The following is a 13,262-nucleotide window of genomic DNA, read 5'->3' on the forward strand; positions in this document are numbered from 1 at the left end:
ATAAAAAGTCTCGGAGAGGCATAGCGTTTGTAGAATTGTAACAAAATGGATGATTCCATAAAAAGTCTCGGAGAGACGCAACATTTGTAGAATTGTAACAAAATGAATGATTCCATAAAAAGTCTCGGAGAGACATAACGTTTGTAGCAAAATGAGCCATTCGATGAAAAATCTGGCTTCGGAGAAGCCTAACATCATACTGTGCATGTATAGTTTTTCTTTATATTTGTTGAGTTACAAACCTTTCCTAAACTACAGCTATGCGAACCCTTCTCTTCTGCTCCCTTTTGACTATTAGCCTCGCAACTTTTTCACAAAACGTTTCGATTCGAGGCAAAATCAAGAATCCTGTGTCGCGTTTTTTAGAGCTTCAACTCTATCCTTTTGCCCAGCAAGGTATTCAAAAACAGTTGGTTTTAAATGAAAGTAATGAGTTTGAATTTACCACTACCCTGACAGATGTCGCTTATTTTAAACTGATTTTCAATACTGGTGCGTCAAACGATGACGAGGGTAGATTGGAATGGTGCATTATAGAGCCCAATGACGCTATTTTTATGGAATTTGATGCGTTGGACTTTTGGCAAACAGTCCGTTATTCGGGAAGTGCTGCCCCCAAATTTAACTACCATAAAGAGGACTATATTGAAACAACAAAGAAGCTCAAGTGGGAAACCACTGCCAAGGCTAGATTAGCTAAGTCGAAAGAAGCGTTTTTCCGTTATTTGTTGGAGGTTGAAAAACAAAAATTCAAGATCCTTGATTCGTACAAAGAACAAGTATCGACCGCTTTTTTTACAATGGCTCAAGCGGGTATTAAATCAGATATATTTGGTCCCGTCGTTCGAGCACTTTACCAAGAAGCACAAGCCAAAAAGATTGAAACTACAGACGCACTCATTCCTAAGGCGTATCGGGCTCATTTTACTGAGGTTTCGCCTTCTCAGGACAATTTCTCGTTGAAGGCTTCCAATTATGGGCATCATTTGCTCTATTTATTTATGCTCAAGTACCCAACCGCCAATATTCCTTACGGGGAAACGGAAGCCTATTTTGAGGTAAACCAAGCAAAGTTTACTCCAGCTTTTGTGGAAATGTTGACGGCCGATTTTCTCTTGCAAGAAATTGGATACAAAGGGATGAACGACGAAATAAATAAGAAGGTGAAGAGTTTTGAAAATAGGTACCCCAATAGCGTATTTCTAACCGAAATCAATCAAAGGTTGATTGAGAAAGAAATCTTTGCCATTGGCAAACCTGCTTTGTCCTTTTCACTTCGAGATACCGCAGGGCGTACGGTGCAGCTGGCTGATTTTAAGGGGAAAGTCATTTATCTCGACTTTTGGGCGAGTTGGTGCGGGCCGTGCATTGCCGAAATGACGTCAGCAAAGAAGATAAAAAATCACTTCAAAGACCAAGCCGACTTGGTGTTTCTCTACATTTCATTGGATAAGAAAGAGAGTGATTGGCGCAAAGCCATTGCCAAGTACCAAATTGGAGGTACTCACTTGCGGGATGACATCAAAGCTGAGGAAAGCGTAGCGAATACCTATGACTCAGGCTGCATTCCGTCGTCTTTTGTTATTGGCAGAGATCACACCTTCCATGCCATTCAGCCGCCAGCACCCAGCAAAAACGATGGAAAGGATTTGATAAAAATATTGGAAGAGGCTTTAAACAAGAAGTAAAATGTGTTTTTCGAGAGAAGAAACAGTATATAGAAGTTAGTTAGTGTTAAGATTTTTAAAATAAAATAATAAATATTTATTGTTTTATTTTAAATTTATGCTACATTTGCTTAAACTTTAACGATACAGAAAAATGAAAACACAAAAAATTCTTCTTTGGTTAATCATGGCGTTTGTGGTGATTGACTTCGCATCTTATTTTATTCCAGCACTCAAAGGAATGAACGCGGGAGGGAATGGAGCAGGGGTATGGCTTTTCAAAATGGGAAAAATAGCCTGTTCTTTCACCGTAGGTTGGTGTATTTTTCGTCTCCGACAACTGTATTTACAGCATCAGTTTTTTACCGAAAAAGCCACTCTTTACCTACGTTGGGTAGCTTATTTGGTCATTGGAATCGCTGTTCTAGGCTCATTTGAATATGCCTTCAGGCAGCTACAATCCATCGAAGGTTTATATACAGGAGGAATTCCTTCGTCGGTAGCTTGGCCAGTAGCAGTGCGGGCTTTTTTTGCTCACTTTTTAGTACATGAGCCCATCCCGATTTTCTTGGGATTGTGTATGTTGTTGGTGACTGATTTTGTCCAAAAAGCCATTGTTGTTAAATCCGAGAACGAATCATTTATCTAAAATGACGATTGTAGTAAATTTGGACGTTATGATGGCCAAACGAAAAATGTCACTCAATGAATTGGCCCAACAGGTAGGGGTGACGAACGTCAACTTGTCAATTTTGAAGACAGGAAAGGCAAAAGGTGTTCGATTTGATACGCTGGCAGCTATCTGCAAAGCCCTTGATTGCCAGCCAGGAGATATTTTGGAATGTATTAAATAAAAAGAGCTGCCGATTTTTTAGAATCTGGCAGCTCTTTCAGTTGAGAAATTACCTAAATTCCGCTATTCGTAGCTGCATCCACATTCACTCATCCCCAGCCAAAATTGCTGTTACGACTGGGGTAATAACTTGCCGATGAGGCCAATTTGCTCACTACTTGGTCGCGGGTAAGCGATGGGAAGCGAAACCATACCAAGGCCGCCATGCCCGCCATCGAAGAAGTAGGGGCAGAAGAGCCTCCCACCGTCGCAAGGGTATTGCTATTTTCGGTGGGCAATGTAACTACGTGACGGCTGGTAGTACTACGTTCCATCACCACCACAAAATCTACTTCACTTCCTTTATGACAATCATCACAAGAGACATCCTTGATGAGGTCTTTTACACCCGTTACGGCTTGTAATTCGGGCATCCAAGCGGGAAAAATTAAGCCACCAGCCTGCTGACCAGCCTCAAGAGGTTGTTGTTGCGTCAAGTCAATTTGATAAATAGTTTTACTCAGGTCGTTGTCTATTTTTTCGGGCTTACAACCTACCGAAAGGACTTAGTCTGAACGTTTGAGGGCACACCACACATTTTGTCGGAAGCTGATTCCCAAAAAACATACCCTGTTCTTGAAGCTTTTTATTGATGAAATTGTCAATTGTTTTGACCGATATGCGTTGGTTAGGTTTCGTAATGATTGGTTCTTGGGGGGATGACAAGTTGCAAATAACAAGTATTGCTTTTTCATAAAAGTTGAAGAATTGGTTTAGAAATATAGCCAAGTATAGAGATTTGAAGTTACTTTAAACAATCATAGTCATTAATTAAAATTTGCTCAAAATGCTTGCCTCCTTTCTTACCGCAGAATGGCGGAAATTGGCGATGGCCAACTATGCCGTATCACCTGATTTGTTGAAATCCTACGTCCCAAAACATACTGAATTAGACGTGTGGAACGGCGTCTGCTACGTAAGTTTGGTAGGCTTTCTGTTTGATAATGTACGATTAAAAGGAATTCCTATTCCATTCCATAGGTCTTTTGAAGAGGTAAATCTGAGGTTTTACGTACGCTATTGCGACGAACAAGGAAATTGGAAACGGGGTACTACTTTCATTAAAGAAATTGTACCAAAACCCGCTGTCAGTTGGCTTGCCAACCTCGTTTATCATGAGCCATACATCACCAAGCCAATGCGGTACAATTGGCAACATTCCGAGAAGCAATTAACCGTAAGCTATGAATGGAAGTATAAGGATTGGAATCGTTTTGAAGTCGTGGCTGAAAATAGGGCGACCGAAATGCTAGTAGGAAGCAAAGAAGAGTTTATCACGGAGCATTATTGGGGATACACTGCTTACAGCCCAACAGTGACCTCCGAATATGGTGTTGAGCACCCGCGTTGGCAAGTATATCCAGTAAAAAACTATACAATTGATGTTGACTTTGAAGCTGTGTATGGCGCAGCCTTTGGCTTTTTGTCCTCTCAAAAACCCGATTCAGTCCTGTTGGCCGAAGGCTCGGAGATACAAGTGCGGTCAGCAAGAAAGCTGTGAATGTGAAGGTTGAAAATCGACAGAATCTAATCGTCGCGTTTGGGGCATTTTTTGCAGTGCTTGCCCTTCTTCTTGTACGCTTTACAGCATTTCTTTAGGTCGCAGGCAAAAGCACAACCCATGAAGGCATTGGGCTGAAAAAACTTTTCTTCAGTGCTTGAAAGTGGGCAAGTCGAAACTTCAACGATGGTCATTGTAACTATTCTAAGGTTTCAAATACGTACGCAAAATTAGTTTATTTAGATTAATTACAAACAAATTTTTTCGATTATTTTTACCATTCTACCAAAAAATGCCTTTCTGCCCCTAAAAAGCCGTAAAAAAGATTGCGAACATAGGGCATCTATGCCGTTCTTTGCGGTTACTAAATCAACAGAAAGTAATATGAGAATCAACTACTTGCTAACACCGCTACTTCTTTTCGCTACGGTTGCACTGGCACAAACGGGAGACGAAAAGCACTTAACCAACATAAAACAGCTCACGTTTGGAGGCGATAATGCCGAAGCGTATTTTAGTTTTGATAGTAAATACGTTAGCTTTCAGTCGAATAATCCAAAATGGGGCTTGCAGTGCGACCAGATTTTTTATTTGGATGTCACCAAAGGCTTGAAAAATCCGGATGAACGCCCGCAGTTTATTAGTACGGGAAAAGGCCGCACGACTTGTTCGTATTTTATGCCTGATGGCAAACATATTCTCTTTGGAAGTACGCACTTGGCCAACGATTCGTGCCCGCCACCTATCAAACCGTACCTCAACAAATACTTGTGGGCGGTGTATGACACCTACGATATTTTTGTGTCGGATTTGAAAGGGAAAGTGGTGAAGCAATTGACTACCGAAAAAGGCTATGATGCCGAAGCAACGATTTCGCCCAAAGGTGATAAAATTGTCTTCACTTCGACCCGCAATGGCGACCTTGATTTGTACATCATGGATATCGACGGAAAGAACGTGAAACAAATCACAAATCAGTTGGGGTACGATGGTGGGGCATTTTTCTCACCCGACGGAAAAAAACTCGTTTTCCGCTCGTCGCGTCCCAAAACAGATGAAGAGGTGGCCGAATACAAGAAACTGCTTTCGATGGGATTGGTAGCGCCGACCGACATGGAAATTTATACGTGCAACGTGGATGGTTCGGACCTACGCCAAATTACCAAGTTAGGTAAAGCCAACTGGGCACCCTACTTTACGCCGAAAGGTGATAAAATTATTTTCTCGTCAAACCACCATTCTCAACGCGGCTACGACTTCCAATTGTACCTTATCAACCTCGACGGAACGGGCTTGGAACGGGTGACCAACAACAGTATTTTTAACGCATTTCCGATGTTTTCGTACGATGGGAAGAAGCTGATTTTTAGTTCTAACCGTAACAATGCACCAGGCTCTCGCGATACCAATTTGTACATCGCTGACTGGGTAGATTAACGATTTATCTCAAACACTTCGTGGATTAGGCCGCTTTGAACCTAATCCACGAAGTACTTTTACGTCATATACGGCAGCGAGGGAAGAGGCTGCGCCAGCAAATCGTTGTCCCATGCTTGCCGAATCAATTGGCTTTTTTCTGGGTATTTTGTTGATTTACAGCCCAGTAACACACATTGTGCTTCCCCTGCAAATACGGGCAAAGTGGGACATCCTCCTACCAAACTGCTACCAAGGTAAGGATGGGTACCCAACGCAACCAACCACACATCTTTTTTCACCTGTTGATATACCCATTCAAATTCTTCTGCCGACAGTGGCCCGTCGAAGGTAGTGATGCTTTGTAAAGCGTTAAATTTATAACTAGGTAAAGGTGTTGATTTTATGGTCGTTAGAAATGCTGCCGTGCAGCCGAAATGATTGATTTTGTTTTTGTCGATACTCTCCCAAAGTGACCCTTTTGAGCCAGGAACGGGGGCGTCATAAATGACAGGAATGGCACCCGTGAGCAGCGTACTCAGTGAAAATTGCCACGCAGTTGAAGGGGAGGAGTCGTGCCATAAAACGCGGTCGCCTTGCTTGAAATTTTGATGGATGGTCAACAACCGCAGATGTTCAAGCAACGTGCCTCCTGTGCTGTGGGTAACGGGGGTAAACGACGGAAACGATACCCACAGCGGGTGCCCAAATGGGACATGGGTAAACTCCAACAAGGTTGAAGGTGTTTTGAGAACCGATGTCCATGTTTCTGCATGAAGGTCGTCTTCTCCTGTGGGCGTTACCCAAACGGTTTTGGTAGTACTTTTAAAAGTTGCCGAAGAATGCACAAAAACGACCTTAGGCGAAAGCGTTCTTGCGCGGTCGTTGAGGATTTTAGCATCCGTTTCTGGGGAAAAAATCGACCAAATAGCCCCAATAGCATGAGTGGCCAAAAATGCCACTACCGATTGAGGAGTATTGGGCAAAATTCCCATGACATGGTCGCCTTTAGAAACGCCGACCTGTCGCAAATATGCCGCAACCGAGGCTACTTGTTTTTCTAAATCACGCCACGAAAACTCCCGAAGAGGTTCACCTTCGCTTTGGTATAAAAAAGCAGGCTTGTTGCTGTTTTTATGACGAAAAATGTGTTCGGCATAGTTGATCGTCGCGCCCGTAAACCATTGGGTTTTGGCCAGTTCTTTTTTGTCCGTAACGACAACATCCCAGTACAAGCTGTGCGTTTTGATGTCGCAAAACGACCAGATACATTCCCAAAAATCCTCGATGTCGGTCACTGACCAATCCCAAAGATCATGGTAATCACGGAAATACAGTCCTTTCTTAACAAATAACCAGTTCTGAAATTTTTTCAGGTTGGACTGCTCCACAACCGAGCGCGAAGGAGCCCAAAGGGGTTTGAGTGGTACACGATCTAGTATCACGGCACAAAAAGTTAATAGGTTGGATGGCTAGATGTTTAAACGACCAAAATCATTTTTTTGAGATATATTTCTTAAAAAAAACATCGTGGCTTTATTTTTTGTACCTTTGTTCGCCTGATTATCAGGGTATTTAGGGCGGTTAGTCGCCGCCAAATTTTTAGTTACATAATTCACTTTTTACAGTAGTGATACTGCAAATCCAATGAAAAAAGACAATAAAGGCGCTGGGAAAACGCCGTTTTACAGTAAATTCGTAAAGTCGAATCAATCGTCAGATAATTTTGACAACTCTTCAGAACCTAGACGCGCAAGACCTCGTTTAGAAAAATCTCCCGACAAAAAGTCCAGTGAAACCCCTCGTCGCGAACGCAGCTTTGACAAACCGTTTGAAAAGCGCGGCGACAAACCAGCCTTCAAAAAGCCGTTTGATAAGCCATTTGAAAAACGTGGCGAACGTAGTTTTGACAAACCGTTTGAGAAACGCGGTGACAAACCAGCCTTCAAAAAGCCGTTTGACAAGCCATTTGAAAAACGTGGTGAACGCAGTTTTGATAAGCCATTTGAGAAACGCGGCGAACGCAGCTTTGACAAACCATTTGAGAAACGCGGCGAACGCAGCTTTGACAAACCATTTGAGAAACGTGGCGAACGCAGCTTTGATAAACCATTTGAAAAACGCGGCGAACGTAGTTTTGACAAACCATTTGAGAAACGTGGCGAACGTAGTTTTGACAAACCATTTGAGAAACGTGGCGAACGCAGCTTTGACAAGCCATTTGAGAAACGTGGCGAACGCAGCTTTGACAAACCATTTGAGAAACGCGGCGAACGCAGTTTTGACAAACCATTTGAAAAACGTGGCGAACGCAGTTTTGACAAACCATTTGAAAAACGTGGCGAACGTAGTTTTGACAAACCATTTGAAAAACGCGGCGAACGTAGCTTTGACAAGCCATTCGAGAAACGCGGACGGGCTTCAGAGGAAGGTGATAAGCCTGAAAAACGTAGCCGTGCCGAAGATGGGTTACGCCGTCGGGTAGGGGAGTACACCGAAGCGCCTCGTTATGACCTTCGTAAAGCAGAAGAAAAATATATAAAAAAGGACGGGCCCGCGCCAAAAGATGACTTGATTCGCCTTAACAAATACATCGCAAATGCGGGATTGTGTTCTCGTCGTGAAGCGGATGGATTGATTGAAACAGGGCAAATTACGGTCAACGGCAAGGTAATCAATGAGCTAGGGCACAAAGTAAACCCTGGCGATATTGTAAAGTACGGTAACCGTATCTTGAATCCTGAGAAAATGGTCTATATTTTGGTGAATAAACCAAAAGACTACATTACAACGACTGACGATCCAGAAGGTCGCCATACGGTGATGGAACTGATTTCGGGAGCGTGCCAGGAGCGTGTGTATCCTGTGGGGCGTTTGGACCGTAACACAACGGGCTTGTTGTTGTTGACAAACGACGGTGAATTGGCTGAAAAACTGATGCACCCATCGAACGAAATCAACAAGATTTACCAAGTTGAGTTAGACAAACCCATCACGACCGAAGATTTTGAAAAAATCAAAGAAGGTTTGGAGTTAGAAGATGGATTCATCAAACCCGACGATTTAGCACTTGTTACGCCCGATGCAATGGTCGTAGGCATTGAGATTCACAGTGGCCGCAACCGTATTGTTCGTCGTGTGTTTGAAAGCCTTGGTTACGAGGTAATTAAGCTTGATAGAACAGTCTATGCAGGGCTAAATAAAAAAGACCTTCCACGCGGAAAATGGCGCTTCTTGAACGAAAAAGAAGTAGTGCGTTTGAAATATCTCGTGTAATACGAGAATAAGAACTAACGAAAAAGGGCTGCGTTTCCGCAGCCCTTTTTCGTTGAAGTAGGTCATGCTTTCCTCAAAATTCCCTTCTCAACGTTTTCATTGAGTACGTTTTCGGCATAGTTCCAGATGGTGGTAGAACCCTCTTTAATGACCGATTTCTTTTGATAGACCTTTTCATAAGGAACGTCAAATTCTGCCCAAGTTCCTCCGTTGTTGGAGGTATTTTGGAGGAGAGGTTCTAAACGATCCATGGAACGGGCAAACTTGGCTTCTTTGGTTTCCCCTGCTTCAAATTCTTCCCAAATCGCAATTAGTTCATCGGCTTGGGCTTGGGGAAGTAGCCCAAAAATCCGCTGAGCGGCGAGCCTTTCTTCGTCGGTATTTGAGTGATTTTTCTGGGTGTCATAGATAAAGGTATCGCCCGCGTCAATCTCAACAATGTCGTGAATTAGCACCATTTTAACCACCTTCAGCACATCAACAGGCTCGTTGGCGTGTTCGGCTAAAACGAAGGCCATCAGGGCCAAATGCCAACTGTGTTCGGCATCGTTTTCGTTTCGGTCGCTGTTGAGGAGTTTGGTTTTGCGTTGGATGTATTTGAGCTTGTCAATCTCCTTGATGAACTCAATTTGCTGTAATAACTGGTCAGAAATCATCTTGTAAATAAGGTGTGTTTAATCAACAAAGGTTTCGTCTTCCAATAAATCACGTATTAAAAGCGTATCATCTCCCCGTTCGTGCATTTGTTTAAAAGCATCTTCCCAGCCTTTCCTAGGCTCAGGTTTGGGCTTTAAAATCATGTAGCCTTGCTCAAGAACCAGCTCAATTTTGTCACTGATACTATATTTCTCAAGAATACTTTTTGACAAACGAATGCCTCTGGAGTTGCCAATAGTTATGACTGAAAGTTCCATAAGTTGTTTTTGTTATTACAAAGTAATTACAAAATGCTTTCGTTTGTAAGCCATTAATCAAAAAGGTTGTACGAAATTTTGCAGGTAACTAGGAAAATGTAACCACATAGTTCACATAGAATTTTTCACATAGCGCACAAAAGACTGTCTATGTTTACTATGTGTTTATTCTACTGTTTTCTATGTGGTTCAAAAAAAAGGTATCATATCCTGTATTTATTCGTACACCCTAGTCGAACAAACTGGTTAAGGCCTTCCCTACTTCCAGCCCCGACAAAAACGCTCCTTCGACGTTGCCAATCCCAAACGCGTCGCCCGCCAAGTAAACGGGAGCGTGTTCGAGTTTGTAAAAAGAATGGGGGTGGCGTTGACGGGCGAGGCTGTAGCGCCAGCGATGTACTTGAACTTGTTCGATGGATTCAGGGGCAATCCAATCGCGTACAGAGGCCAGTAAGTTTTTGCCCACTTCTTGCAAATTGTGTTCAAAGTGTGCCTGACTGTAGTCAGCAGAGGCGTGCAAAGTAACCGAAGGAACCGAAGAAATGCCTTTTTGGAAGTTATCGGCTATCCACGCTACGGGTTGGTTTTCCAAAAGTAATCCACCTCCTTCAAGCGTGGTAGGCGTGTTCAACGTAGCCAAAACGGCAATGCAAGGGTCGTATTCGATGGAAGCCAAAACGCGTTGGTCAGCCTCCGAAAGCACTGTTTGTGAGCGTTGAAAAAGCTCCGTAGCTTGCGGAGTTGGCATCGTTGAAATAAGCGCATCGAAAGGGTATTGGTTGCCCGATTCGGTTTCAACCGACTGAGAATGAATAAGTATTGCTTTTTCGTTTAATTGGATGTTGAGCGAAGTGGCCAAGTATTTGGGAATGGTGTTCATTCCTGCTGTCCCGATATAACGCACATTTTCGCGCTGAGGAACTTGCCATTCCGAAACGACTTTTTCGGTAATAAGTTCATCAATAAAAAGACGAAATTCGGGCGATTTGACCGAAAAATACTGGGCGCCGTGGTCAGCTTTGGCAAGTTCAATTTTACGGGTTGACATGCGACCGCCTACGCCGCGTCCTTTGTCGAGCAGCGTTACTTCGTGGCCATTTTGAGTCAAAATTCGGGCGGCCGAGAGACCCGTCATGCCTGCGCCTAAGATGATTATTTTCAAGGGTAGTTGGGATTAAAGAGGTGATTCAATGGGATTCATAAAAATAACTTGCTTTGGGGAGGAGTTGTTTGCCTTTTCAATGCTTTTGCGCTTCTTTGTGGCTTAAATCAACACCTTGTATTTGTGATGAAACTACCAGCTGAATGTGAAAATATGGTCGAAATTCGTACCGAAATTGATGCATTAGACCGTGAAATTATTCGATTGATTGGCCAACGGTTTGGGTACGTTAAAGCAGCCTCAAAATTTAAAACGTCCGAGACGAGTGTGAAGGCACCCGAACGTTTCAAGGCCATGCTTGTTCAGCGAAGAACGTGGGCGGAAGAAGAGGGTATTCACCCAGACGCCATCGAAAAAATGTACACCGATTTGGTGAACTATTTCATTCAAGAGGAAATGAACCATTGGAAAAACCAGCAAACCACCTAGCGCAACCTTACAAAATTCTTATTGTCGCTTTTGGCTTTTACCCCGAAACCCACGGAGTCGCCGAAGTGGCCTATCGTCATGCCCTAGGACTGCACCAATGGGGGCATCAAGTGACGGTAATCACTCGTGGAAAAAAGGGGAAGAATTTCCCGTTTGAGGTTGTGTGTGTTGAGCAAAAGGTTGATTACCAGGCGATTTTAAAGCTGTCGGAAGCAAGTGTGATTTTTGTTCATGGCTGGAATAATTGGGCTTCTGACTGGGTGATAGAACTGTTGCCTTTACCCGCAAAAGTTGTTCTGGTAAGTCATGGCACCAATTTCAACGTTCGACTTGGCGGCATTCGAGGGTTGGTTTGGTGGCTTCGTCAACGAAGGCAGGCTTGGCATTTTGATAAAAAAATGCGGAGTTTTGACCATTACGTATTTCTGTCTGACGTACCAGAGCCTCAGCGGATGTCGGACGTGGTTTGGGTGAAAAAGAATAAATTTTCTTCGTATTCGGTGATTCCTAACGGTGCTCGACCTGCTTTTGGAACGCCTTCCACGCGAGATTTTCGGCTTGAAAATGGGCTTCCGATGGCGCGAATGCTGTTGTGCGTTTCTAATTATACACCCACCAAAGGGCAGCGGGAACTGGTGAAATGGTTTCGAGAAATGCAGCTGCCCGATGCAGTTTTGGTGCTGATTGGAAGTAATTTTAATGACTTTTCAAACCGCCTCAAACGGCTTGCGGGAGAGGAGCTGAACAAAACCATTTTTTTGTTTGACCAACAAACCGAAGCCCAAATCCATGCTGCCTACTGTACTGCCGACGTGTTTGTTACGGCTACGCACACCGAAGTTCAGCCGCTTATGTTGCTCGATGCGATGGCCGTGGGTCTGCCGTTTTTGAGCCGAAGCGTGGGTGTCGTTTCGTCGCTTGCGGGTGGGATGTGCTTTCAAGACAAAACGACGTTTCAATCCCAGCTACGACTACTTTTAGCCGACGATGTGTTGAGAAAACGTTTAGGAAAAGAAGGCACAGAAGCGACAAAAAATACGCATCATTGGGATATAATTGCGCTGAAATATCATCAATTGGTATGCAGCTTGCTTCATAATCAAGTGTGACGAAATGTGATAGACATAGTCAAAGCCTAAAATAAGTACGGCTATGATTATCGTAAAATTAAGCGGCGGTTTGGGTAATCAATTGTTTCAATACGCGTTGGGACGGCATTTGGCATTTTTAAACCAAACCGAACTCAAGTTAGACCTATCGCAGTTGCAGGCTTCACGGTTTTGGACATCCCGTATGTATGCGTTAGACGCTTTTTCAATCAACGCATCAGTGGCCACTAACCGCGAAATCAGTGAGCTTGTAGGGGCTTCTTTTTCAATGTTGGGGCGTTTAGGAGCTATTTCTCCCTTCTACCAGCGGGAACCCCATTTTCATTTTTCCCCGCTTATGCTTCGTTTGCGGGGCGATTTATATTTTGATGGATATTGGCAGTCTGAACGCTATTTTAAGCCCATTGCTTCCCTCGTAAAACAGGAATTAAAGCTACAAACTCCCGTTCTTCCGCGTTTTCAAATGTGGCAAAACTTGATTCAAACCAGTGAATCGGTGAGCGTACATGTGCGTCGTGGTGATTATACGCTGCGCTCGATGGCCAATCGTTTTTTACGGCCTTGTGGATTAAATTATTACCAAAAAGCGGCTTCTGTGCTTTTACCTCAAATTCAACAGCCTACTTTTTTTGTTTTTTCGGACGACCCTGTTTGGGCCAAAACTCACCTACATTTTCCTGTTCCGACCCATTTTGTCGAAGGAAATTCGGCCGCAGAAGACTTGGTGCTCATCTCACAGTGTCAACATCACATCATTGCGAATAGCACGTTCAGTTGGTGGGGGGCGTGGTTGGCTGCTTTTCCAGACAAAAAAATAATCGCCCCGCAGCAATGGTTTGCGACGGAGCGATTCAACACCAAGGACTTACTTCCCGATGATTGGGAACGAGTATAGC

General features: G+C 43.6%; 15 protein-coding genes. 9 read left to right on the top strand and 6 right to left on the bottom strand.

What is annotated here, in order from left to right:
• Positions 1-260 precede the first annotated feature (260 nt).
• The 3 genes from AC23N5_RS08395 to AC23N5_RS08405 all read left to right on the top strand — a co-directional run bounded on the left by AC23N5_RS08395 (position 261) and on the right by AC23N5_RS08405 (position 2,521).
• Complete coding sequence (locus AC23N5_RS08395) at positions 261-1,688, top strand: TlpA family protein disulfide reductase (RefSeq protein WP_487755205.1); 1,428 nt, start codon at positions 261-263, stop codon at positions 1,686-1,688.
• Between the two features lie 133 nt (positions 1,689-1,821).
• Positions 1,822-2,316, top strand: a complete 495-nt coding sequence (locus AC23N5_RS08400; RefSeq protein ID WP_183973337.1) for a DUF2975 domain-containing protein — start codon at positions 1,822-1,824, stop codon at positions 2,314-2,316.
• A gap of 1 nt (position 2,317) precedes the next feature.
• The gene (locus tag AC23N5_RS08405; RefSeq protein WP_487755206.1) at positions 2,318-2,521 is read left to right on the top strand and encodes a helix-turn-helix domain-containing protein; all 204 of its coding nucleotides are present in this window, start codon (positions 2,318-2,320) and stop codon (positions 2,519-2,521) included.
• A gap of 88 nt (positions 2,522-2,609) precedes the next feature.
• Here the strand turns inward: AC23N5_RS08405 and AC23N5_RS08410 are convergent, their stop codons facing one another.
• Positions 2,610-2,996 (bottom strand): S8/S53 family peptidase, encoded by a 387-nt coding sequence (locus tag AC23N5_RS08410; protein ID WP_487755207.1) that lies wholly within the window; start codon positions 2,994-2,996, stop codon positions 2,610-2,612.
• Between the two features lie 350 nt (positions 2,997-3,346).
• Here AC23N5_RS08410 and AC23N5_RS08415 point away from each other — a divergent pair, with 350 nt between their 5' ends.
• Positions 3,347-4,060 carry a YqjF family protein gene (locus tag AC23N5_RS08415; RefSeq protein ID WP_487755208.1) on the top strand — a complete coding sequence of 238 codons (714 nt, stop codon included), beginning with the start codon at positions 3,347-3,349 and terminating at the stop codon, positions 4,058-4,060.
• 26 nt (positions 4,061-4,086) lie between these two features.
• Here the strand turns inward: AC23N5_RS08415 and AC23N5_RS08420 are convergent, their stop codons facing one another.
• Positions 4,087-4,254 carry a hypothetical protein gene (locus tag AC23N5_RS08420; protein ID WP_183973344.1) on the bottom strand — a complete coding sequence of 56 codons (168 nt, stop codon included), beginning with the start codon at positions 4,252-4,254 and terminating at the stop codon, positions 4,087-4,089.
• Between the two features lie 190 nt (positions 4,255-4,444).
• Between AC23N5_RS08420 and AC23N5_RS08425 the strand changes: the two genes are divergently transcribed.
• Positions 4,445-5,497: a TolB family protein gene (locus tag AC23N5_RS08425; protein ID WP_183973346.1), complete on the top strand. Its 1,053-nt coding sequence runs from the start codon at positions 4,445-4,447 to the stop codon at positions 5,495-5,497.
• A gap of 59 nt (positions 5,498-5,556) precedes the next feature.
• Here the strand turns inward: AC23N5_RS08425 and AC23N5_RS08430 are convergent, their stop codons facing one another.
• On the bottom strand, positions 5,557-6,921 hold the full coding sequence (locus AC23N5_RS08430) for an AMP-binding protein (protein WP_487755209.1): 1,365 nt from the start codon (positions 6,919-6,921) through the stop codon (positions 5,557-5,559).
• Positions 6,922-7,123: 202 nt separating this feature from the next.
• Here AC23N5_RS08430 and AC23N5_RS08435 point away from each other — a divergent pair, with 202 nt between their 5' ends.
• On the top strand, positions 7,124-8,752 hold the full coding sequence (locus tag AC23N5_RS08435; protein WP_487755210.1) for a pseudouridine synthase: 1,629 nt from the start codon (positions 7,124-7,126) through the stop codon (positions 8,750-8,752).
• A gap of 62 nt (positions 8,753-8,814) precedes the next feature.
• On the opposite strand, the gene AC23N5_RS08440 is transcribed toward AC23N5_RS08435, so the two are convergent.
• The 3 genes from AC23N5_RS08440 to AC23N5_RS08450 form a co-directional block, all read right to left on the bottom strand.
• On the bottom strand, positions 8,815-9,408 hold the full coding sequence (locus tag AC23N5_RS08440) for an HD domain-containing protein (RefSeq protein WP_487755211.1): 594 nt from the start codon (positions 9,406-9,408) through the stop codon (positions 8,815-8,817).
• A gap of 18 nt (positions 9,409-9,426) precedes the next feature.
• Positions 9,427-9,666: an AbrB/MazE/SpoVT family DNA-binding domain-containing protein gene (locus tag AC23N5_RS08445; protein ID WP_183973356.1), complete on the bottom strand. Its 240-nt coding sequence runs from the start codon at positions 9,664-9,666 to the stop codon at positions 9,427-9,429.
• 229 nt (positions 9,667-9,895) lie between these two features.
• Complete coding sequence (locus tag AC23N5_RS08450; protein WP_487755212.1) at positions 9,896-10,828, bottom strand: NAD(P)/FAD-dependent oxidoreductase; 933 nt, start codon at positions 10,826-10,828, stop codon at positions 9,896-9,898.
• A gap of 126 nt (positions 10,829-10,954) precedes the next feature.
• On the opposite strand from AC23N5_RS08450, the gene AC23N5_RS08455 reads away from it, so the two are divergent.
• From AC23N5_RS08455 to AC23N5_RS08465, 3 genes are read left to right on the top strand one after another with little or no spacing between them, the layout of a single operon-like run.
• Complete coding sequence (locus AC23N5_RS08455) at positions 10,955-11,257, top strand: isochorismate lyase (protein ID WP_487755213.1); 303 nt, start codon at positions 10,955-10,957, stop codon at positions 11,255-11,257.
• Positions 11,233-12,366, top strand: coding sequence for a glycosyltransferase family 4 protein (locus AC23N5_RS08460; protein ID WP_487755214.1), 1,134 nt, complete (start codon positions 11,233-11,235; stop codon positions 12,364-12,366). Before AC23N5_RS08455 ends, AC23N5_RS08460 begins: the two co-directional genes overlap by 25 nt.
• Before the next feature lie 43 nt (positions 12,367-12,409).
• Positions 12,410-13,261 carry an alpha-1,2-fucosyltransferase gene (locus tag AC23N5_RS08465; RefSeq protein ID WP_487755215.1) on the top strand — a complete coding sequence of 284 codons (852 nt, stop codon included), beginning with the start codon at positions 12,410-12,412 and terminating at the stop codon, positions 13,259-13,261.
• Position 13,262 lies beyond the last annotated feature (1 nt).

This window comes from Runella sp. R5_40 (genome assembly GCF_057652295.1).